Below are 23,509 nucleotides of genomic sequence, written 5' to 3' on the forward strand. Positions count from 1 at the left end.
ATAATTGAATTGAACCAACATCACTCAATTCAATATCAGACCATTCCTCTGCTTCCAGAACATAGAGACCCTTTTGATAGAATGCTAATCGCTGTTGCTGTTCATGAAGATTTAGCTATCATCTCAACAGATGAAAAATTTAAAAATTACACTTCGATAATTAATCTTATTGAAGCATAAATTGCCAATGAAGTAGCTCTAAAATGAAATAGCCTATGACTAGCCATCAGCCTAAGTACCTTCTTTTTATTTTTCTGCTAATGATTACTAGAACTAGTTTCTCTCAAGAAATTAATCTTGATTCATTAGTTAAGCAACATAAAAAAATTGCTATTTTACCTGTTAAGGTTTTGTATGTCTATAGAACCCTTCCCGAAGGCTTAAAAATTGGAGATGTTAGGGATAAAGAATATGAGGATGGCTTTTTACTACAGAAGAAATTAAATGACTATTTAAAATTAAAAAAAGATTTTGTTGCAGTTGAAATACAATCATTTGATGAAACAAATAGTCTTTTAGCTGAAAATGAAATTACACTACAAGATATAAAAGATTTACCTGCTGATTTTATTTGCAAAGCATTGGAAGTTGACGGAATAATTGAGTCTGAAGTTAGACTAATTGCATTTTTAACCAATGAGGAAAAACTTGGTAGTGACATGTTATCCGTTGCGACTATCATTGGTGCGGCACTAATACCAAATGCCATTATAATCAGAAATAAAAATAAAGTTGATAATACTATATTTTCTAATATGAAGGTTTCAGATGGAAATACTGGAGAAGTAATTGGAAAGTTTCCTCTATATACTGAAGTAGGAATATTTAATTCCTCAGAAAAAGTAATTGATAGTATTTTATGGTTAAACTTCAAAAATACTCCTTACTATAAAAAATAATATGATAAAAGTAGGCATAATTGGTGGTGCGGGATATACAGGAGGAGAATTATTGAGAATCCTGATTCATCACCCAGCAGTAGAAATTGTTTTTGTTAATTCAAAATCGCAAGCAGGCAAACCTGTTTATAGTACTCATACTGATTTATTAGGTGATACTGATTTACTCTTTTCAGACGACCTTCATACAAATATTGATGTAGCATTCCTTTGTTCAGGACATGGTGAGTCGAAGAAATTCTTGGAAGCAAATCCTTCTTTTAAAGGTATTAAAATCGTTGATTTAAGTACTGACTACCGTGACCAATCTGAAGGTTTTGTATATGGTTTGGCGGAATTACAAAGAGAGAAAATCAAAACGGCTCAACACATTGCCAATCCGGGATGTTTTGCTACTTCTATTGAATTAGCATTATTGCCTTTGGCGGACGCTGGAATTTTAACTGACGATATTCACATTTCGGCAGTTACGGGTTCAACTGGGGCTGGACAAAGTCTTTCTGCTACCAGTCACTTCTCTTGGAGAAATAATAATATTTCTATTTACAAAGCATTTACACATCAGCATTTACAAGAAATTGGTATGGTGGTGAATACTTTACAGAGCGATTTTGACCAAAGTTTTAATTTCATTCCATACCGTGGAAATTTCACTCGTGGAATTATGGCGAATGTTTACACAAGCTTTGATGGTACTTTGGAAGATGCCAAAAAATTGTATAAAAAATATTACGAAACACATCCGTTTACGCACGTTAGCGATAAACCTGTGGACGTAAAACAAGTGGTAAACACTAATAAATGCCTTATTTCATTAGAAGTACACAATGGCAATTTATTGATTTCAAGTATTATTGATAACCTAACGAAGGGAGCTTCAGGACAAGCTGTTCAAAACATGAATTTGATGTTTGGGCTTGATGAAAAAACTGGTTTAGGTTTAAAATCGGTAGGTTTCTAAACTACCGATTTTTCATCATCCATTTTTTATAATCCTTCATCAATCAATGTATAAAATCCTAACCTTTATTTTAATTAGTATTTCATTTACTTTTTCAATTACTGCACAAGAAGTAAAACCATTAAATAAAAAGCCATACAGTCGCAAAGGGGAATATTATTTCTTTTGGGGATATAATCGTTCGGAATATGCAAATTCTGATATTACTTTTAGAGGTAAAGGTTACGATTTCACACTCCATAATGCTACTGCAAAAGATTTACCTATTCCATTTAGTGCAGACGTTTATTTTGACATTACCAGATTATCGGTTCCTCAATATAATATTCGCTATGGATACTTTTTTAGTGACCATTGGAGTATTTCTATTGGTTCTGACCACATGAAATATGTGATGGATGATAACCAAGTACTTGAAGTATCAGGACATATCTCAGCACAGGTTTCAGACCCAGCAATTACGGTGAATCCTGAATATGTGGGAGATTTTAATCGTACTCCTAAATTGATTCGTCCAGAAGATTTTTTACATTATGAACATACTGACGGTTTTAATTATTTGCATTTGGAGCTCGACCGCTACGACCGTTTATGGAAAGCGAAAAATAATATTCAAGGCATTGATTGGCTAGTGGGTGTGGGTGCAGGAACAATTATTCCGAGGACAGATTCTCACTTGTTTACGATTGGACGAAACAACCATTTCAATTTTGCAGGCTACGGCGTTTCATTGAAAACAGGTTTACGATTTGACCTTTCACGAAGGTTCTTTTTACAGACAGATTTAAAAGGTGGTTTCACTAGATTAAATCACGTTCATACCACAGGAAGAGACAGTGATTATGCTCAACAAAGTATTTGGTTCGGAGAATTTTATGGTGTTTTGGGCTATAAATTCGGAAGAAATAGGGCAAAGTAATTTAGCTAATAGCTTCAAGCAATGAGCAATAGGTATTAGCATAATAAGACATTTTATTTTTAAACAATAAAAAAGCTTTTACTGACAGCTCAAAGCTGACAGCTCGAAGCTTATCGCTAACAATGAATCTTTTTAATGTATATCCTCTTTACGACATCACACCTGTAAAAGCTAAAGGTAGCTATTTATGGGATAAAAATGGTGTTGAATACCTTGACCTTTATGGTGGTCATGCTGTAATTTCTATCGGACATTCGCATCCGTATTATGTAGAAAAACTCACTGAGCAATTACAAAATATTGGCTTCTATTCAAACTCTGTCAATATCCCTCTTCAAAGTGAATTAGCTGAGAAATTAGGAAAACTTTCAGGTTGCGAAGAGTACGATTTATTCCTTTGTAATTCTGGAGCAGAAGCCAACGAAAATGCGTTGAAAGTAGCTTCTTTCTTCAACGGTCGTAAAAAAGTAATTGCTTTCACGAAAGCATTTCACGGAAGAACGGCTGGTGCAGTGGCAGTTACAGATAATAAAGCGATTGTTGCGCCAGTGAATTACGATGAGCACGTTACTTTCCTCCCATTCAACGATGCTGAAACACTTACAGCTAACGTAACGGAAGAAACTTGTGCTGTAATTATTGAAGGTATTCAAGGTGTAGGCGGAATCAATGTTGCTTCTGATGAATTCTTAAAAGCTGCTCGTGAAGCTTGCGACAAAACGGGTGCAATCTTGATTCTGGATTCTGTGCAATGCGGATATGGTCGTTCGGGAAAATTCTTCTCACACCAATTCTCAGGCATTAAACCAGATTTAATTACCACTGCTAAAGGAATGGGTAATGGTTTCCCGATTGGTGGCGTATTTATTGCACCAAAATTCAAAGCAAAACATGGCATGTTAGGCACAACTTTCGGTGGAAATCACTTGGCTTGTGCAGCAGCCGTTGCAGTATTGGATGTAATGAAAGAAGAAGCCTTGATAGAAAATGCTGCTAAAATGGGCGAGTATTTATTTGAAAAATTGAGCAAATTAGAAGGTATCAAAGAATTACGTGGACGTGGCTTAATGATTGGTATCGAGTTTGAACAACCAGTAGATAAAATCAGAGATTCTTTACTTTTTGAACATCATATTTTCTGTGGCTATGCGGGTAAACATACTTTACGTTTATTACCAAGTCTTGCTATTACACAAAAAGAATGTGATACTTTCTTACAGGCTTTAGAAGAAGTTATTTCGGTAACGGCTTAGTCAGCAAAGCGATACAAAAACAGGAGGCTATCCAAAAAGAAAGTAATCACAAAATATTCTTTGGTGTTCAACCGAGCGTCGGTCGCCTCACCCCCAACCCCCTCTCCTGTTGAGAGGGGGCTTTTTAGTTTTTAAAGCTCCCCTCTCAACAGGAGAGGGGTCGGGGGCGGCCGCCGCTACGGTAAGGTCTTTCGCAGAATAATATTTGGTCGCATTTTTTTTGAGACAGCCTTTTTTGATTCATGCTATTAGTGATTGAAAAATGCCTAAAAATATCTTAATTTTAAAAAGCAAAAAACTTAGTCAGACTTACCTTATTCAAAATAATATCTCCCTTAAAAACAACAGAAAAACCATGTCAACTACAACCGAAACGGGACATGCTATTAATGTCCATAATTTTTTAGACCTCATCAATATTTGCAAAGCTTTTGGCACCCAATATCAGCCTAGCAAAACCACAATTCAAATTCCTGCTTTAGAAGAAACGCTTGCGCAAGCTGAAAAGGCGCTGGATGACGTTATCAAATACAATACTGCTTATAATGTTGCGATTAATACACGTTTTGAACTCTTTAAAAACAACAAAACCTTAGCTACGAGACTGGTAAATGCTTTTGAAAACTCCGATGCTCCTGCCGAAACGAAGAAAGATGTGAAAGGATTCAACAGAAAATTACAAGGTAAAAAAGCGAGTGAAGGTAAAAAGAAAGGCGTTGAAGAGGATGCGCTAAGCCCAAAGAAAAAAACAGTTTCGTCTATCCAACTCTCCTATACTAATCAAGTAGAACATCTCCGTGCCTTGCTAAATATCCTTGCCAGCGAGCCAAGTTATGCCCCAAATGAAATAGCCTTGCAAGTGAACAGTATTCAGGAATTGTTGACCAATCAAATGGCAGCTAACGAAAAGGTTTCATCCAGTTTTGTAGCTTTAAGTAATGCTCGCCTGAAAAGAGATAGCATTTTGTATGAAGCAGAAACAGGCTTGCATTCACTTAGCCTGCACGTAAAAAAATATGTAAAATCCATCTTTGGTAGTACTAGTCCAGCCTATAAGCAATTGAGCAAGATAACATTCAATGTGATTAGGAAATAAAAGATTATAGCCCTCTTAAAATAAGAAATATTACTACTCGGAAAAGAAATAGAGCTACTTGGAAGAGAAATATCACTACTCGTAAAAGAAATATTACTACTCGGAAAAGAAATATCTCTACTCGGAAAAGGAATATCACTACTCAGAAAGGAAATATCACTACTTGTAAAAGAAATAGAGCTACTCAGAAAAGAAATATCATTACTTGTAAAAGAAATAGAGCTACCAGGAAGAGAAATAACGTTACTCGGAAAGGAAATATCACTACTCATAAAAGAAAGAGAGCTACTTAGAAAAGAAAACTCGCTACTGTATCGTTAGCTTTCAGCTAATATTTTAGAAAGAATTGTACCCCAGCAGTCTATTTCCTCTAAATCATCTTGGCTTACAACAACTTTTCTTTCTTCTAAACAAAGTTTAAATAGCCTTTCATAAGTCCTTCGATTGATGGAATTACTATCTCTCCAACTAAAAATCTGTTGATTTTCAGTCTCATTAGTTTCTCCATGAAAATGCCTAGAGAGTAATATGTAATCAATTTTTTTCATGCAAAAATGAAAAATAAAGGACAGGTAGCAAAGTTAAAATTTGAAGATATTATAACAATAGACTACAGGTTAATAAATAAGTAACAAAATTTGAACAAAAATTATTAAAAGTATTATAAACAAAAATGGAATATTGAAGCTCAAATCTTTGCTAGAAGCCATTACACTACAAACAACAAAACAAATGATAATCAATTACTTACAACACAAAAAAGTATCAATTCGAATTAAAAAACATTAAGAAGCTTGTTCAATATTTAGCTAACACTCAACTGATTAAACATAATTGCACAAAGTACAACATCATTCACATTTTGATATTAGCCAATAAAGTAATTATTTTGCGTTTCTTTTGGGTTCCCTAGAATCTATCAGAAGATTAGTATCACATTGTAATTTCTTTATCAAAAACCTTGTCTTTGATGCTTTGGAGCTGATAGATAGCGAAAAATCAATAACTTAATATTTAAAAATGGCATTAATTACCAAAATCAGAGAAAAGTCGGGGATTGCGGCGGCGGCAATCGCCATCAGTTTAATTCTCTTTCTTATCGGAGGAGACATTTTTCAAGGTCGTTCAAGTTTCTTCGGCGGATCAAAAGACGCAGTGGGTGAAATCGGAGGAGAAACGATTAAATACCAAGATTTTCAAAAGAAAGTTGACGAGATTACTCAACAATACACACAACAGTCTGGTCGTGGTCCAGGAGAACAAGAAGTAGCCATGATTCGTGACCAAGTTTGGAATCAGTACATCTTGGATTTAGCTTATGGCAAAGAATACGAAACATTAGGACTTACAGTATCTCCTGCTGAATTGGTTGATATGGTACAAGGAACAAATATTCACCCTTCGGTTCGTCAGCAATTTACAAATCCACAAACAGGGCAGTTCGATAAGAATTATGTAATTCAGTTCTTGAAAAACTTCAAAACACTTCCTGCTGCACAACAACAAGCTTGGGTTAATTTTGAGAAATCATTGAGCCAAGACCGTTTGAGAACGAAGTATGAAAACCTTTTGAAGATGTCAACATATACAACAAATGTTGAAGCTCAAAAAGACTATGTTGCGCAAACTTCAAAAGTAGATGCACGTTATTTATACGTACCATTCTATTCTGTAGCTGACTCTACGATTAAAGTAACAGATTCGCAGTTAGAAGATTACTTAGCTTCGCACAAAGATTTATTTCAAGGACAAACTACACGTTCTATTCAGTACGTAACATTCCCAGTTATTCCTTCGAAATTAGATACAGCATCTTTTTACAACGATTTAAAGCGTTTGGCGAAAGAATTAGCGATTGCTAAAAATGATTCAGCATTTGCGATGATGAATTCGGATGTTAAAACTCCTTATTATTCAACTTTGGCAGAAATTCCTGAAGCTGTAAAAGGACAATTAGGAAACATGACTCCAGGAGGTATTTATGGTCCATTCAAAAATGGTTTGACTTACTCAATCTATAAATACGGTGGTATTCAAAAAGATTCTTTATTCACAGTTCGTGCTAGCCATATCTTAATCAATGCTCCAAAAGGTGCTTCAGATTCAGTAAAAGCAACAGCTCGTAAACGTGCAGAAGGTATTTTAGCGCAAATCAAAGGTGGAGCAAGCTTTGAAGCAATGGCTCAACAATTTGGTACTGACGGAACGGCTCAACAAGGTGGAGATTTAGGTTACTTCAAAAACAACGGTGGAATGGTTAAACAATTTGAGAACGCTGTATTTGCTTTCTCTGGAACAGGTTTATTACCAAGCATTGTTGAAACTGATTTTGGTTACCACATCGTAAAAGTAACAGAAGCTAAAACTAACACTCGTTATAAATTAGCTGCTATCAACCGCACGATTGCTCCAAGTCAATCTACAATGGATGAAGTATTGCGTAAAGCAGATGCTTTTGCAGCAGAAAATACTACGAAAGAAGCTTTTGAAGCAAGTTTGAAAAAAGACAAAACATTATTGATGCTTCGTGGAGATAGAATTCCAGAAGGAGCAACAAGTTTCAATAACTTACAAAATGCACGTGACATCGTTCGTTGGGCATTTAATGAAGATACTAAAGTTGGTTCGGTTTCAGATGTTTTCCAAAATGATAATCAATATATCGTAGCTTTAGTAACTGGAAGTACAGATAAAGACAAAGTGAAAGTAGATGATTTCAGAGAAGAATTAACTGCAAGAGTTAAAGGAGATTTGAAAGCAGAACAAATTGAGAAAAAATTAGCGGGTATTTCAGGTACTTTAGAGCAAATCGCTCAGAAATACGGAGCAGGGGCTTTAGTTGAAACTGCAACTGATATTACTTTAGCACAAGGTGTATTAACTAGCGCAGGTGCAGACCCAACAGCTATCGGTAAAGCATTTGGTTTAAAAGTAGGAAAACGTTCTAAGCCTTTCAAAGGTGAAGGTGGTGTTTTCATCATGGAAACCATTAAATCTACTCCAGCACCAGCTATTGCAGATTTAACACTTTACAAAAACACAGCAAAAATGATGGCTGGTCAAAGAACATCATTCTATATCAACGAAGCAATCAAAGAAAATGCGAAAGTAGTTGATAACAGAGCTAAGTTCTTTTAGTCAAAATTAAAGTATTATAAAAAAAGCACTTCTTCGGGAGTGCTTTTTTTATTTGAGAGGTTTTTTTGAAAATAAAATCTTTTCAGACAAACCTACGTTAATAGGTTATCAATTTATTCATTAAACCAATTTTCAAATGGCACATTTAAAATTTACGGTATTATCATTCTTACTTATTTTCTCAATCTTTAGTTGTAAAGAAGACCAAGTTACTGTTACACTCAAAACTAAAACAGAAAATCTTACAAGTACAGTTTGGCAAGTGCAATCAGCCTCGGCTTATGGAGGATTAAGCGTTGTTTATTCAAGAGACCAAGCTAATAATGGTTATGATTTATCGAAAGTAAGATTAAGCTTCAAAACAAATGGAGTTGTTACTGCGATTGATAACAATGGAAATACTTCAAGTAATGGTACTTGGAAATTCACGAATAATGAAGCAACGATTGAAATTACAGGAGTAAATGTAGCGGGCCTAAGTGCTGGAAGCCTAACTGTGGTTCAACTTACTGACAAAAATTTCGATTTCAACAGCAAAGCTTCTTTTCCACAATTAGGCATTTCAGATGTTGATGCAACGGTAAAAATGACTCCAGCACCATAAATTATAAATCTCCCAATTGCGGACGCATTACAATTTCTTCTAAAACAGTTGTAGCTGGTAAAGCATTGGCTGTCCAGATTACTTCTGCAATATCATCAGAAGCAATAAATCTTTCCGTGGGTAATTCTACACCAGCCCAAGAGTTGGTAAAAGTTGCCCCCGGAAGGATACTTGTCACACGCACACCATGAGGTTTCAATTCTTCTCTTAATACTTTGCTCATTCCCAACATCGCAAATTTAGAGATACAATACGAACCACCATTTGTATAAGCAACGATACTTGCCACTGAACAAATATTAAAAATATAACCAGCTTTTCTAGCAATCATATCGTTGACCAAAGCCCTTGTAAGATGATAAGCACTGTATAAATTGGTTTCAATCATGGCTTCTAAAGTACCTTCTTCTTCATTATGAATTTGTCCGGGTAAAAAGAAGCCAGTATTATTGACCAATATATCCACTTGTGAAACAGAAGCTTTTACAAAATCAGCAAAAGCTAATACTTCTGCCTTCTTAGATAAATCGGCTTTGAAAAAAAGTACATTTTCTGGGAATTGTTCGTCGTTGGTTCTAGCACAAGTAATTACTGTAAAGCCTTCTTTAGCAAACTTATTGACGATGGCTCTGCCAATACCTTTTGTTCCACCTGTTACTACTATCGTTTTGTTCATTATCTTTGTCTATTATGTCTGAATTTAAAATGATTTAATCGTTAAAAGGTTTAAACATTTTTCTTAGCCAAGTAATTTCAATCGTGAAAAACCTCAACAAAGAATGTCTATAATAGGTAAATATTTTATTTTCTTAGGAAAACTCTTCACAAACAGAGAAAAATTCAAAGTATATACAAGATTAACCATTGATGAAGCCGTACAAATTGGGATTGGCTCATTATTAATTGTTTCAATTGTTTCTTTCTTTTTGGGTGCTGTTACTTGTGTACAAACTGCTGCCAATTTAGATAATCCATTTGTTCCACATTATATCATCAGTTTAATCGTTCGAGATTCAACCATTCTTGAATTTGCGCCAACCATTACTGGAATTGTTTTAGCGGGAAAAGTAGGTTCAAATATCGCAGGTGAATTAGGAACCATGCGTATTACTGAACAAATTGATGCACTAGAAGTAATGGGAATTAATTCTACTTCATATTTAGTGCTTCCAAAAGTTGTTGCGTCAATCATTGTTTTCCCAATGTTAGTTACTTTAGCCGCATTTCTTTCTATTTATGGCGGTTATTTGGCTGGTTGGTTAACAGGGGCAATTTCTCCGCAAGAATATATCCAAGGTATTCAATTTGAATTTAATGCCTTCAACGTTCCTTTTGCTTTAATTAAATCTGTGGTTTTTGCCTTTTTGATTGTGTCTATTTCCGCTTTCAAAGGTTATTTCACAGGTGGTGGCGCTTTAGAAGTTGGTCAAGCAAGTACAGCTGCTGTTACAAATAGTTGTATTGCCGTTTTAATTGCAGATTATTTATTAGCACAATTGTTGATAACCGCTTAATATTTTTTAGGTTGAACGGATAATTCTTATTCGTTCAACCTAAATACTACTTCTCTCCTACCGTCAAAAAATCAACCAATTTCACAGCCTCAATCGCTTCCGCAACATCATGAACACGTAAAATGTTCGCTCCTTTCATTAAAGCTATCGTGTTCAAAACAGTAGTAGCATTAAGAGCTTCATTGGCTGTAATGTTAAGCTTTCTCCAAATCATTGATTTTCTGGATACTCCTACCAACATCGGGCAATTCATTACTTCAAAATCTCTTAAATGATTTAATAGAATATAATTTTGGTCGGCTGTTTTAGCAAAACCAAAACCTAAATCAACAATAATATCTTTTTGACCGAATTGGCGTAATTGAGCCACTTTTTGTTGTAAATCGTCCAGAACATCTACGACTAAATCATCATAATCCGTCATTTGCTGCATGGTTTCAGGAGTACCTCTGCTGTGCATCAATACATAAGGTACATTTAAACTGGCTACAGTTTCAAACATTTTATCGTCTAATAATCCGCCTGAAACGTCATTTACCATAATTGCACCAGCTTCTACACATCTTGAAGCCACTTCCGAACGAAAAGTATCAATAGAAATTAAAGCTTCTGGAAAACGTTTTAAAATACTTTCAACCACAGGAATTACTCTTGATAATTCTTCATCTCCATCTACTGGTCTAGCGCCTGGTCTAGTCGAATGTCCACCAATATCTAAAAAAGTAGCTCCTGCAGAAAGCATTTTTTCAACTTGAATCAATACTTTCGACAAATCATCATAACGACTATTAGCATAAAATGAATCGGGAGTAATATTTAGAATACCCATGATTTTGGGTACAGACAAATCAACAAGTTGACCACTACAATTGATATTCATATATTTTTATTGAATTATTTAAGGATTTAAGCCTTCAAAGATAAATAAAATTGTAGCGTCATGCTTGTTTCTAAAATACTAAGCCGAAAAAGACACTTTTATCTTGCGTGAATTTGACACAAGGGGTTCAAAAAATCATTTTATTGTTCAATTTAGCCAATTATTACAGGATGTTCTATGCAAAGTAAAGTCAAAAAATAGACAAAAATCTTTTTTACATAGCAAGAATTAGTAGTATATACTCAATAAATATTACAGGAAAGCTGAAATTAAAAGTATTCCTTGTTATATAGAACCAATTACGATAATTTAGCATTTAACTTTTAAAAGTTAAAGTATTACTATTATAACAAACGAACATTTAACATGTGTTCATCTTAGGCTGACAATCTCTTTCCTTTTTTATGTATTACCTCGACTATTTTATAAATGAAATATGTAAAAATCTTTCAGCAATTGGTATTATCATTGCGCTGATTACTTTTCCATATTTAAAAAGTAAAAATAGATCCAACCTATTTCTATCATCGTATTTTCTGGTTTCTGCTATTTACGCATTACTTCATTATAATTTAATCAATAACGGTAATCCTAATATTGTTGCTGCGCTTTATGCCACAACAGCACCTTTGGTATATCTATTTCGTCCTCTTTCGTTCTGGTATGTGCGTTCGATGATTAGTAAAAAAATTGAATTCAAGGATTGGGACTACCTGCTTATATTACCTTCGGTATTATATATTTTTGATATTGCTCCTTATTTACTTACGTCTTTTGATTATAAATTAAAAATTGCTCAGTTAATTATTGCAGACCAAAATAATATATTCAAATATCCAGTAACCTATTTCGGTACACCTCAATTTCATTTTAATTTCAGACCATTTTTCAGCCTAAGCGTTTCTATTGCAGAAGTGATTATGCTTTATAAACATTTTAGAAATAACCCTAATCATAAAGTTAATTTTCCAACTACTTATCGTTGGTTATGGACTTTTTCATTGATTGGTTTAATGATTACTTTGGTTCTGTCATTACTGTCTATTTCAATCAACAGTTTAAATCATTCTATTAAAATTGATTATGGTAATGCTGTAGTACTGGCAAATATGACTAATTTCTTATTCTTGTGTTTAAACATTTCTGTATTTTTGTTTCCCAAAATACTTTATGGTTTATATCATGAATCAGAAGAAGAAAGGTTAAATAATTATCCTGAAATAATAGTAGCTCACAATAAATCGGATGACTATGTAAAAGCCTCATTCAAAATAGAAGAAGCAAGATTATCAGAAATAGAAGTAATGATTCAAAATTATTTCGTTCAGGAGAAACCTTATTTGGATGATAGCTTCAGTATTAATAAACTCTCAGAATCGTTAAATATTCCCATTCATCACCTTAGTTACTTTTTTAACTATTATCTTTCAAAAAAATTCTCAGATTATAAAAATGAATGGCGAGTAAATTATGCCATCCAACTATTAAAAGAAGGAATTTTAAAAAAATACACGATAGAACAGCTTTATCAAGAAGCTGGTTTTTCTACGAAAAGTAATTTTTATAGAGTATTCCGACTACATACGGGTAAAACACCGATTGAATTTTTAGAAGAAATTAACTCCTAACACACACTTCATCAAGCCTTAAAATTAATCTTACAGAACCAGTACTAAACACTTCATATAGAAGAGTTTAAGTGTTGTTTTGCTAAAAAAGCATTTACTAATCTTAAAATATTATTAGTAAATATTAAAATATATCAATATGTTTAATGTGATTTCTCTCAATTGCAGTAAATAGAATCAGAGAACAGCAAATGTATTTCATGGAATATTTAAAAAATGAAATTGTCAGGATTGTGTATATTATAGGCATAATCGTGGCTATTTTTAGCTTCCCATATTTAAAGAGTAAAAACAAAGCTAATATATTTTTATCCCTTCATTTTCTCACGATGGGGATTTTTGCTTTGTATTATCTTAGCACTCTAAAAAATAAAAATGAATTTTTGATTTCACTTTTCTATGGCATAATCTTACCAATATCGTTACTTACTCGTCCCTTTGCTTATTGGTATGTAAAATTCATGCTTTTGAAAAAAATACGCTTCAATAAATGGGATTTACTTATTGTTTTGCCCGGTATCTTATGTTTTATTGATATTATTCCACAATTATTTTCATCAAGTGAGCAAAAACATCATATTGCAAAGTTGATTTTAGAAGATGTTAATAACATTTTCATTTATACGCCTACTTACTTCTTAAACTTTAAATTCTATTTTGTACTTAGGCCTATCCTAAATATAACATTAAGTATCGCACAATTATATCTACTTTATAAACATTTAAAAAGTCATTCTTTTCAAAAAATAATATTCACTTCTACCATTCAATGGCTATGGGTTTTTTCAATCCTCAGTGTTTTACTAACAATTACTTTAACCACGCTTACAGTGTTGTTTAGTAATCATTTTAGTCTTTCAAAAAATATAGGTTTGTTTTTCAATGATTTAATGGATTATGCTATTTTTGTTTATTTCATGCTAAACATTTCTATTTTCTTTTTCCCGAGAGTATTATATGGAATTTCGGATGAAGGAGAAGAACTTTTTATTGAGGAGAAACTGACTGAAGTAAAAGCGGAGAAAAATAATAAACCAAATTTTAAATTAGAGGATGGAAAACTAGCCGAGATAAACTCGATTATTGAAAATTATTTTTTGCATGACAAACCGTATCTGAGCGACAACTTTACTATTATCGAACTTTCAGAATCCTTAAATATTCCGATTCACCATCTTAGCTATTACTTCAATTATCATCTTTCAAAAAAATTTTCTGATTATAAAAATGAGTGGCGCATAAATTATGCCATTCAATTATTAAAAGATGGCATTTTAAAAAAATATACCATTGATCAATTATATCATGAAGCTGGCTTTTCTACAAAAAGTAATTTTTATAGAGTATTCAGATTACACACGGGAAAGACTCCTATCGAATTTTTAGAAGAATTAAAGCAATAACTTAGTTTTTTCAACACTCATTATAATTCTATCCACTCTTTTAAAAAGAGAAAAAAATATTGAACATATTTTCAATATTCTCCGTTTTTTCAAAAAAAAGCTCCAAATCCCTTCCAAAAAAGCGGAAAATTGGTTCTATTTTCTAAAATACTACTAAAACACACTTCTGTCGTTGATATTTTGACACTCTTTCCTCCAATATTTGCATATCAAGATTTATCAAATGTTAATTACAATAGTCGTTTAAACGATTACAATAAGCAAAATCAAAAATTCAGAATTATATTACTAACATACCCAAACTCATACACAGTTCGATTATCCCTTGTTTAAAGTATTATCTGTAAGTTACATCTTATCATATAAAGATTTTTTACGTCGATGTTAAGCACTATAACCACTTTAGATATCGAAGCAGTTGAAATCCTAGCGATTAAAATAACTGAGGAACTCTTGAGAGGGAAGAACACTTTCAAGTCAGAAACGATTGCGTTGAAAGTTAAAATAAAGGTGGGAATGCTAAGAACCATTTCACACCAAAGGCTTTCAATTAACCAAGAGAAACGTAAAAAACACCTAAAATCTAAGCAAGCGCTACATCAGATAAGTCATTAAAGTTATTTTATTCTACAAGACAAGAACAATCCGTCTAAGAAAAAAGCCCTCAGCTTTCTTGAAAACTGAGGGCTAATTATTTTAAAGCGAAAGTTATCTCAATATGATTTTGCAAAGATTACTCTCTTAGACGAAGGATTACCTGTCAAGATACATTTACCTTCTTCCTCCACAACATCTAAAGGAATGCAACGAATAGTGGCTTTCGTTAGCTCTTTGATTTTCTCTTCAGTTTCAGGTGTTCCATCCCAGTGTGCTGAAATAAATCCCGGATTCTCTTCCAAAATCTTAGTAAACTCGTCCCAAGTATCTACTTGATGTGTATTCTCTGTTCTAAAGTTTAAAGCTCTTTGATAGATATTAGTCTGAATAGCTTCAAGAAGGCTACTTACAGTTTCAACGATGTCGCTGATAGCATAAGTTTTTTTCTCTTTTGTATCTCTACGAGCTACTTCTACGGTACCATTGGCTAAATCTCTTGCTCCGATGGCTAATCTTATAGGCACACCTTTCAATTCATATTCAGCAAATTTAAAACCGGGAGACTGTTTGTCTGAATTATCAAATTTAACAGAGATGCCTCTTTTCTTTAACTCCTTTACGATTGGAAGAACGGTTTCAGAAATTAAATTCAATTGTTCATCTCCTTTAAAAATTGGCACAATCACTACTTGAATTGGTGCTAATTTTGGCGGAAGTACTAAACCTTCATCATCTGAGTGCGCCATAATTAAAGCGCCCATCAAACGAGTAGAAACGCCCCATGAAGTACCCCAAACATAATCTTGCTTGTTTTCTTTAGTCACAAATTTCACATCAAATGCTTTTGCAAAATTTTGCCCTAAAAAGTGCGAAGTCCCTGCTTGTAATGCTTTACCATCTTGCATCATTGCCTCGATACAATAAGTATCATCAGCACCTGCAAAGCGTTCATTAGCCGTTTTCTTTCCACGAATTACTGGCACAGCCATAAATTCTTCTGCAAAAGTAGCATAAACGTGAAGCATTTGCTCAGTTTCTGCAATTGCTTCTTCACGAGTAGCATGTGCTGTGTGACCTTCTTGCCAAAGAAATTCAGCGGTACGAAGGAATAAGCGAGTACGCATTTCCCAACGAACAACGTTTGCCCACTGGTTAATTAATAAAGGTAAATCACGATAAGACTGAATCCAGTTTTTATAAGTACTCCAGATAATCGCTTCACTAGTAGGACGAACGATTAGTTCTTCCTCAAGTTTAGCTTCAGGGTCAACCATCAATTTCCCAGGCTTATCAGGATTGTTTTTTAAACGATAGTGAGTTACAACGGCACATTCTTTGGCGAAGCCTTCAGCATTTTTCTCTTCTGCCTCAAACAAGCTTTTTGGGACAAATAAAGGGAAGTAGGCATTGGTATGTCCTGTTTCTTTAAACATATCGTCTAAAGCACGTTGCATTTTTTCCCAGATTGAATAGCCATAAGGTTTTATCACCATGCAACCACGCACAGCAGAGTTTTCGGCTAAATCAGCCCTTTTCACGAGTTCGTTATACCACTCAGAATAATTTTCGCTACGTTTTGGTAGGCTTTTGCTCATTTCGTATAAATTGGTAATTGAAAAAATAAATAATTATTCGCCATTATTTACGTTCTTGAATAGGGGTAATTAATTTATTAATTGTCATGGATAAAATGGCTAATTTTGCCAATTACAATCTCATTATCAATATTTTATATTGAAACTTTCCAAGAAATAATTTTGTTAATGACGTAGCTAACTTGTTGCAAAGATAAGTTTTTGTTGTAAGTTTGACACAAAAAATTAAGCTGATTGTTTCTTGTTTTTAGTTTCTAGTCTGGATTTCCAGTATTTAGTACTAAAATCATCTACCTAAATCATTAACAAGAATCTTAAACGATAAAGACATGAACATTCAAAAATCCATCAAACTCTTTTCAGCCCTAGTGTTGATAAGTGCTGTTTGGGGATGTAGCTCCTCAAAACAAGTCGCAAAATCGTCTTCTTCAGGGGTCTATGATGATCTCTACGCTTCTGCTAGTGAAGCTCGCCCTGCTTCATTACTCAGTAAAGAAAGCCTGTATTATTCTGAAACAGAAGAAGAATATGCAAATCGCAATCCTGAATATAGAGGCAGTAACAATAATACCCAAAGTACTGATGAGTATTACTCTCAAAATTGGATGAATTCTCGTAGTTATTACCAAAATCAAACACCTTATAGTAATTACAACAATTACAATAACTATGGTGTGAATAATTGGTATAACAACCCTGGTATAACATTTGGTTTAGGATACGGATATAGTGCTTGGAGTCCATTTGGTTATGGTTATAGCCCATACTATTCACCTTACGCATACGATTCTTGGGCATGGGGTGGTAGCCGTTGGGGATATGGTTTATATTCTGGCTTTGGCTATAGTCCTTGGGGATATAACTCTTTCGCTTATAGTCCGTTCGGTTATAGTGGTTATTACGACCCTTGGGGATATAATTATTATGGTGGCAGAGGCTACGGAAATACTTATGTCTATAACAATTACGGTTATGGCTCAGTAGTTACAGGTGCCAATAGTGGTTATTCAAATGTTGGCTATACAGCTCCTGTAAAACGTACTCGTGAGTCTTACTCTCAGTCGTCTTACAACGGTAACTTTAATAACAACAATGGTGCTTCTGGAAGCCAAAGAGGTGCAAGAACAAATTCAAGTTATTCTAGTAATAGTAACGATGGATATTATTCACGCCCTCAAAGAGCTACGAATTACAACTCTTCAAGTTCGTCTGGAAGTAATACTTCTACTAACCGTAGTACTAATAATAGCTCTTGGAACTGGTCGAACAATAACTCTTCGTCGAATAATGCTAGTAGAACAACAAGCTCATCATCATGGGGAGGTTCTTCAAGTGGCGGTAGTTCTAGCGGTGGTAGCAGTAGTGGCGGGTCGAGTTCTGGCGGGTCTCGTGGTCCACGTTAATAAATCGTTTCAGTTTTTATGATTCACAATAAGCCTCACAGAGATGTACTTTGTGGGGCTTTTTAACGTTTTCTTGAAAAGATTCTTCAAAAGAAATGAGGGCATTTGTAATTATGACTGTCTTATATTTATCTTACAAATTACTTTACTTAATCTCGATTGAATTGTTTATCCAATAAAGCAATAACATCTTAAAATTTATTAGATATGAAAATCCCTATTCGTCTAATTTCTGCATTTTCGATTTTTACAATTTTATCGGCAAATGCACAAGACAATAATTTCGACTCTTTAGCAAAATTATTCGGACAAACCGCTCCTACAGGTTCGGCACGTTTTCAGGCATTAGGTGGAAACCATGCTGCATTAGGGGCAGACATTGGTTCAGCCTCAGGAAACCCAGCAGGTTTAGGCTTTTATACTCGTTCCGAATTTAACTTCACTCCTGCTTTTCAAAATACTTCTAATAATTCTAATTATATCAGTACTAATACAAAAGCGAGTGAAAGTAATTTCAACATTGCTAATATTGGTGTTGTGTTTGGTGGAAGTCAGCCTCAGTACAAAGAAGGTTGGAGAGGGTCATGGTCGATTAACTACTCTCGTCAAAATACTTTCTACAACAATATTAAGTTTGGTGACAGAAATAATATAAGCTCAATAACCGATGCTTTTGCCCAACAAGTAAGTAGAGAAGCTGGTGATTATAATTTAGGTGTAGGTGATTTTGTTGATGCTGTTGGACAAACACCAAATTTTGATTTAACGAGAAATCTGTACTATTGGTCGTTTTTAATTAGTCCTGACCAAAATAATCCACAGAGCTTTCATGCAACAGAACAGTCTTTTATTTCAGACCAGAAATATTCATTTGAATCAACAGGACGTTCAAGCCAATGGACTATTGCTTATGGTGGCACGCCTAACGAAAAAACATATATTGGATTTTCATTAGGCATTCCAAGTTTTAGATATGAAACTCGCTCACAATACAGCGAACAGTATGTTAACAATACTGCTTTCAACGGGCTTACTCAATCAAAATTTTATTCGACAAGTGGTAGTGGAATTAACTTAACTTTCGGAGCAATCATCAAACCCAATGAAACGATTCGTTTTGGAGCATCCATCACAACACCTACATGGTATGATATTGACGAAACCTTAAGTTCAAGTTTAAAAGCAGATGTAAATAGCGCTAATGCGGGAAAAACAGGCTTAGGAGTCGTATTGCCAAATGGAACCGATAATGAAACGGTTGGAATTATTAATCGTTTGAAAAGTTCAGGGTACGGAATTCTGGAAAAAGATGGTTCACGCTATTTAACGAATGTCCCTTTGCTGACAACAACACCATTTAGCGATAATTATCAATTAAGAACTCCTTTAAAAGCGAACATTGGTATGGCCATTTTCTTTGCTAAAAAAGGTTTTATTTCAGCAGATGTTGAATATTTAGCTTATACAAGTACTAAAATGAGTACCACAACCAATGATCAATACTTAGCTGACGACCTGGACTATTATACTCAAAAATTACGAAGAGATTTAAAAAATGTTTTCAATTTAAAAGTAGGTGCTGAATATAGAGTAATGAGTATGGTAAGTTTAAGAGCTGGTGTAAATTACCAACCTAGCCCATATTCATTTAATTTTGATCAAGGTTCAAATGCTATCAATCGTTCAACGCTAATTTTTTCAACAGGGCTCGGGTTTCGTACCAGCGATTTTTATGTTGATTTTACTGGATTATATGCAGAAACAACCCAAGCATTTAATCCTTACGTTTTGAGTAATACTGATAGCTTTAGTTCTGCCATTATCAAAAATAGCTATTTAAAAGGCGTGGTAAGCTTTGGAATATTTTTCTAAGCTTCTCAAGATAGCAACAAAAAAGGTCGTTCAATTGAACGACCTTTTTTGTTATTGAAAAATCAGTATGATTATTTTTTCTTAACCAATTCTCTAACTTTTGCAGCTCTACCTTGTTTTCCACGTAGATAGAATAATCTTGCACGACGTACTTTACCTTTACGCAATACTTCGATTTTCTCGATGTTTGGTGATAATAAAGGGAAGATTTTCTCAACACCGATACCGTTTGAAATTTTACGTACTGTAAACATTTCACCAGCACCGCTGTTACGACGTTGGATTACAGTTCCTTGGAATACCTGAATACGTTCTTTAGCTCCTTCACGGATTTTAATGTAAACATTGATGGTATCACCTGCTGAAAACTCGGGCAATTCTGCACGGCGTGCAGCATTTTCAGCTTCTACGAATTTAATTAACTCGTTCATTTCTTGATTATTTTGCTGTTAAATTCTTAAATAATTTATCCAAAAGACAACCAGCGGTAACTTTAAAGGTCTGATAAACAATTGCTTGCTTCATACAGATTGCCCAGCCACATAATTGCTCTTTAATTGGGGTGCAAAGTTAAGGAGATTTTTCTAAATATCCATAATGAGATTCAAAAATTATCCATAAAAAAAGAAGTCAGATTTCATTGTGACGAAATCTGACTTCTTTTTAAGTTTAAAGTTTATGAGTACAAGGTTTATGATTTTAGTGTGTAACTATTCAGAAGAATAATTTATACAGCTTTATTCATAATCTTTGAACTAATTAAAAATTATACTGTAATTACTGAACTATAAACTCATAAACCTTGAACTCTAAGCTCATAAACTACTATAAGTATTGATTTGCATTAGCTGCATTCAAATCTTCAAAAGCTAATTTTAAACGGCTTACAAAAGTATCTTCACCTTTACGTAACCAAACACGTGGATCGTAATATTTCTTGTTTGGTGAATCTTCTCCTTCTGGATTACCGATTTGTCCTTGTAAATAACCTTCTTTCGCTTTGTAGTATCCTAAAATACCTTCCCAGAATGCCCATTGTAAATCTGTATCAATGTTCATTTTGATTGCTCCATAAGAAAGTGCCTCACGGATTTCTTCACGAGAAGAACCTGAACCACCGTGAAATACAAAGTTGATTGGTTTCTCAGCAGTTAAACCATATTTTTCTTTCACAAATTCTTGAGAATTATGAAGAATTACTGGAGACAATTTCACGTTACCTGGTTTATAAACTCCGTGTACGTTTCCGAAAGCAGCAGCAATTGTAAAACGATGAGAGATTTTGCTCAATTCTTCATAAGCATAAGCTACTTCAGAAGGCTGAGTATATAATTTTGAAGAATCTACGTCTGAATTATCAACACCATCTTCTTCTCCACCTGTTACACCTAATTCAATTTCAAGAGTCATGCCTAATTTAGCCATTCTCTCAAGATATGTTTTACAGATTTCAATGTTTTCTTCGATTGGTTCTTCAGAGAGGTCAATCATGTGTGAAGAGAACAATGGCTTACCATGTAAAGCATAAAACTTCTCGCCAGCGTCCAACAAACCGTCTAACCAAGGTAACAATTTCTTAGCACAGTGGTCAGTATGTAAAATTACTTGAACACCATAAACTTCTGCTAATTGGTGAACGTGGTGAGCACCTGAAATAGCACCTGCAATTGAAGCTTCTTGTTTTCCGTTTGGTAATGATTTACCTGCGTAAAACTGAGCACCTCCGTTTGAGAACTGAATAATTACTGGTGAATTTACGGCTTTTGCTGCTTCTAAAACGCCATTTACTGTATCTGTTCCCGTAACGTTTACGGCTGGTAAAGCAAACTGGTGCTTTTTAGCGATTTCGAAGAGCTCTTGCACTGCATCTCCGTGCAATACGCCTTTTTGAGAAGATAAACTTGACATAGTTTAATTTTTTCTTGTTAAAAACTTATTTCAACTGATTTTTTGGATAAAAGAACCCAAAAATAATTATTTTAATTGGCTTTATTAAGTTTTACAGAATAATATTTGGCTCTTAATCATTTTGTCAAACTTTTCTACAAAACCAATAGAATAGCATCAATACAAATATACAAATGAAATATCGTTTTTATAGTTTTCCATTAAGTACTTCATTCTCAATGAACAAATGTTAAAAAATCTTAATATTTATCATTTCAAAAATACAATATCTCGCCGCTCGTTCTCAAACAAAACATTAATTGCTCACAACTATGAAAATTTTTCTTTTACTTTTTTGCACATTTTTTGAAATCGCTAATCTTTTCTCCCAAAAACTTTCTGATAAAAAGCAGGTGCTTCGTTGCCTCACTTTACAAATGACTGGCAAAACCAGAAATGTACATTTTCATGAAGGTAGTTATATTACTTTCAAATCGTTTTCTAAAAAGAAAAAGCAACAATTGAAAATTATCGAATTGACTGATAGTTCCTTCTTTTACTTTCCTTACGAAAACCAACATTCTATTTTTGATCTTCAAGAAGTAAAATTCAAGGATATAAAAAAGATTTATACTGGTGGAAAAAAAGAAATACTAGGAATGAAAGGTGTAAGTGCTTTGGGCGGAGCAGGCGTTTTTCTATTTTCGTTTGATGTTTTGAACCAAATTGGCAAGCCATCCGTAAAGATAAACTCTACCATTGTGGTAATTAGCGCTGGTCTAATTGGCGTCAGTTATATCATCAATACATTACAACATCCTGTTTACAGAATTAACAAAAAGCATTATTTGAAATTATATCATATCGAAAACCCTAAACTACATCATTAAAAATACTTTTTTATGGACATTGGAAAATCTGGAATAGCGATTTCTGGCTCTTGGATTTCAGGATGCCAGAGCTTTTCCCATTCAAAACTGTAATAACCTTTGTAACCACCTTTGAATAAAACCTTTATTGCCTCCGCAATGGGCGTTTCGCCTCTCCCTAAAAGTACATATTCTTCTTTTCCGTTGACCAAATTAGCATCTTTAATATGTGTATGACGGATATATGGATGGAGTTTTTGATAGACAAAAGTTGGACTTTCTTTCGTAATCGACCACATGTTAAAAATATCCCAAATCATTCCAACATTTGGATGTTCAGAAGCTTTCATGATTTTCAGCAAAGTATCAGCTTGAATTACTTTGCCATGAGATTCTAGCAAAACTGAAACTGATGAACCTTTGGCATAATCACCAAGTTCTAGTAAACCTTTGATGATTAAATCTAAGGTTTCTCCATCATTTTGGTCTTTAGGTAAATCGTTGGGAAATACTCTGACAAAAGGGCAATCTAACTTAGCTGCTAAATCAATAAATCGTTTGGCTTCATCTAATTGTGCTTTTCGTTTACTTAAATCGGCATGATGTAATTCTGCGGAAGAACCTAAATCCACAATTTTTAGCTTGTTATCAGCAACCTTCTTTTTTGTTGTCGCAATATTTAAAGCAGAAAATTCTGGACATTTTGTTAAATCCAATTGCTTTTGAATTCCTCGAATTTCAATGCCATCATAAGCATTTTCTACTGCATATTTCAGAATGGTATCAAACGACCAATTGGGACAGCCCAATGTTGAAAATGACAATAAAGGTTTTACTTTCTTGAAATCCAAAGAAGTTTCAAGCATCGCCAAACTGGCAAAAGCTAAAGTATTTTTAAGAAAAGTACGACGAGAGTTTGGAGTCATTTTTTTTGAGCTATGAGCATTGAGCCATGAGCGATAAGTTTTAAGTTAATAATAAGCAAGAATAC

21 protein-coding genes are annotated in these 23,509 nt (G+C 34.0%); 14 read left to right on the top strand and 7 right to left on the bottom strand.

Features of this window, described 5'->3' with window-relative positions; genetic code table 11:
* The 6 genes from ABID42_RS00160 (at position 1) to ABID42_RS00185 (ending at position 5,128) form a co-directional block, all read left to right on the top strand.
* Positions 1 to 180, top strand: a complete 180-nt coding sequence (locus tag ABID42_RS00160; RefSeq protein WP_367282436.1) for a PIN domain-containing protein — start codon at positions 1 to 3, stop codon at positions 178 to 180.
* 35 nt (positions 181 to 215) lie between these two features.
* Positions 216 to 899, top strand: a complete 684-nt coding sequence (locus ABID42_RS00165) for a hypothetical protein (RefSeq protein ID WP_367281959.1) — start codon at positions 216 to 218, stop codon at positions 897 to 899.
* A gap of 1 nt (position 900) precedes the next feature.
* Complete coding sequence (gene argC, locus ABID42_RS00170; RefSeq protein WP_367281960.1) at positions 901 to 1,860, top strand: N-acetyl-gamma-glutamyl-phosphate reductase; 960 nt, start codon at positions 901 to 903, stop codon at positions 1,858 to 1,860.
* Positions 1,861 to 1,906: 46 nt separating this feature from the next.
* Entirely contained in the window at positions 1,907 to 2,779 is an 873-nt protein-coding gene (locus tag ABID42_RS00175; RefSeq protein ID WP_367281961.1) for a hypothetical protein, read from the top strand.
* A gap of 122 nt (positions 2,780 to 2,901) precedes the next feature.
* Positions 2,902 to 4,032, top strand: coding sequence for an aspartate aminotransferase family protein (locus tag ABID42_RS00180; protein WP_367281962.1), 1,131 nt, complete (start codon positions 2,902 to 2,904; stop codon positions 4,030 to 4,032).
* A 355-nt stretch (positions 4,033 to 4,387) separates the two neighbouring features.
* A complete protein-coding gene (locus ABID42_RS00185) occupies positions 4,388 to 5,128 on the top strand; it encodes a hypothetical protein (RefSeq protein ID WP_367281963.1) in 741 nt (246 codons plus the stop codon).
* A gap of 317 nt (positions 5,129 to 5,445) precedes the next feature.
* Here ABID42_RS00185 and ABID42_RS00190 read toward each other — a convergent pair whose 3' ends face one another.
* Positions 5,446 to 5,676, bottom strand: coding sequence for a hypothetical protein (locus ABID42_RS00190; protein ID WP_367281964.1), 231 nt, complete (start codon positions 5,674 to 5,676; stop codon positions 5,446 to 5,448).
* A 472-nt stretch (positions 5,677 to 6,148) separates the two neighbouring features.
* Here ABID42_RS00190 and ABID42_RS00195 point away from each other — a divergent pair, with 472 nt between their 5' ends.
* Positions 6,149 to 8,266, top strand: a complete 2,118-nt coding sequence (locus ABID42_RS00195) for a peptidylprolyl isomerase (RefSeq protein ID WP_367281965.1) — start codon at positions 6,149 to 6,151, stop codon at positions 8,264 to 8,266.
* A gap of 136 nt (positions 8,267 to 8,402) precedes the next feature.
* The gene (locus ABID42_RS00200) at positions 8,403 to 8,870 is read left to right on the top strand and encodes a hypothetical protein (RefSeq protein ID WP_367281966.1); all 468 of its coding nucleotides are present in this window, start codon (positions 8,403 to 8,405) and stop codon (positions 8,868 to 8,870) included.
* A gap of 1 nt (position 8,871) precedes the next feature.
* Here ABID42_RS00200 and ABID42_RS00205 read toward each other — a convergent pair whose 3' ends face one another.
* Positions 8,872 to 9,546, bottom strand: a complete 675-nt coding sequence (locus ABID42_RS00205; protein WP_367281967.1) for an SDR family oxidoreductase — start codon at positions 9,544 to 9,546, stop codon at positions 8,872 to 8,874.
* A 103-nt stretch (positions 9,547 to 9,649) separates the two neighbouring features.
* Between ABID42_RS00205 and ABID42_RS00210 the strand changes: the two genes are divergently transcribed.
* Positions 9,650 to 10,384, top strand: coding sequence for an MlaE family ABC transporter permease (locus tag ABID42_RS00210; protein WP_367281968.1), 735 nt, complete (start codon positions 9,650 to 9,652; stop codon positions 10,382 to 10,384).
* Between the two features lie 46 nt (positions 10,385 to 10,430).
* Here ABID42_RS00210 and folP read toward each other — a convergent pair whose 3' ends face one another.
* Positions 10,431 to 11,264 carry a dihydropteroate synthase gene (gene folP / locus ABID42_RS00215; RefSeq protein ID WP_323254803.1) on the bottom strand — a complete coding sequence of 278 codons (834 nt, stop codon included), beginning with the start codon at positions 11,262 to 11,264 and terminating at the stop codon, positions 10,431 to 10,433.
* A 404-nt stretch (positions 11,265 to 11,668) separates the two neighbouring features.
* Between folP and ABID42_RS00220 the strand changes: the two genes are divergently transcribed.
* Positions 11,669 to 12,892 carry a helix-turn-helix domain-containing protein gene (locus ABID42_RS00220; RefSeq protein WP_323254801.1) on the top strand — a complete coding sequence of 408 codons (1,224 nt, stop codon included), beginning with the start codon at positions 11,669 to 11,671 and terminating at the stop codon, positions 12,890 to 12,892.
* Between the two features lie 200 nt (positions 12,893 to 13,092).
* A complete protein-coding gene (locus ABID42_RS00225; RefSeq protein ID WP_323254799.1) occupies positions 13,093 to 14,295 on the top strand; it encodes a helix-turn-helix domain-containing protein in 1,203 nt (400 codons plus the stop codon).
* 713 nt (positions 14,296 to 15,008) lie between these two features.
* On the opposite strand, the gene proS is transcribed toward ABID42_RS00225, so the two are convergent.
* On the bottom strand, positions 15,009 to 16,487 hold the full coding sequence (gene proS, locus ABID42_RS00230) for a proline--tRNA ligase (protein WP_367281969.1): 1,479 nt from the start codon (positions 16,485 to 16,487) through the stop codon (positions 15,009 to 15,011).
* 329 nt (positions 16,488 to 16,816) lie between these two features.
* On the opposite strand from proS, the gene ABID42_RS00235 reads away from it, so the two are divergent.
* On the top strand, positions 16,817 to 17,890 hold the full coding sequence (locus ABID42_RS00235; RefSeq protein WP_367281970.1) for a hypothetical protein: 1,074 nt from the start codon (positions 16,817 to 16,819) through the stop codon (positions 17,888 to 17,890).
* A gap of 207 nt (positions 17,891 to 18,097) precedes the next feature.
* Positions 18,098 to 19,762 (top strand): hypothetical protein, encoded by a 1,665-nt coding sequence (locus tag ABID42_RS00240; protein ID WP_367281971.1) that lies wholly within the window; start codon positions 18,098 to 18,100, stop codon positions 19,760 to 19,762.
* Between the two features lie 71 nt (positions 19,763 to 19,833).
* On the opposite strand, the gene rplS is transcribed toward ABID42_RS00240, so the two are convergent.
* Together rplS and fbaA are read right to left on the bottom strand one after the other, a co-directional pair.
* Positions 19,834 to 20,193: a 50S ribosomal protein L19 gene (gene rplS, locus ABID42_RS00245; protein ID WP_323254791.1), complete on the bottom strand. Its 360-nt coding sequence runs from the start codon at positions 20,191 to 20,193 to the stop codon at positions 19,834 to 19,836.
* 394 nt (positions 20,194 to 20,587) lie between these two features.
* The gene (gene fbaA / locus ABID42_RS00250) at positions 20,588 to 21,670 is read right to left on the bottom strand and encodes a class II fructose-bisphosphate aldolase (RefSeq protein ID WP_323254789.1); all 1,083 of its coding nucleotides are present in this window, start codon (positions 21,668 to 21,670) and stop codon (positions 20,588 to 20,590) included.
* 311 nt (positions 21,671 to 21,981) lie between these two features.
* On the opposite strand from fbaA, the gene ABID42_RS00255 reads away from it, so the two are divergent.
* Positions 21,982 to 22,539 carry a hypothetical protein gene (locus ABID42_RS00255; protein ID WP_367281972.1) on the top strand — a complete coding sequence of 186 codons (558 nt, stop codon included), beginning with the start codon at positions 21,982 to 21,984 and terminating at the stop codon, positions 22,537 to 22,539.
* On the opposite strand, the gene ABID42_RS00260 is transcribed toward ABID42_RS00255, so the two are convergent.
* Positions 22,536 to 23,444: a sugar phosphate isomerase/epimerase family protein gene (locus ABID42_RS00260; RefSeq protein ID WP_367281973.1), complete on the bottom strand. Its 909-nt coding sequence runs from the start codon at positions 23,442 to 23,444 to the stop codon at positions 22,536 to 22,538. The two genes, ABID42_RS00255 and ABID42_RS00260, sit on opposite strands and share 4 nt — an antisense overlap.
* Positions 23,445 to 23,509: the final 65 nt, after the last annotated feature.

The sequence above is a fragment of the Arcicella rosea genome, from assembly GCF_040543805.1.
Lineage (GTDB): Bacteria > Bacteroidota > Bacteroidia > Cytophagales > Spirosomataceae > Arcicella > Arcicella rosea.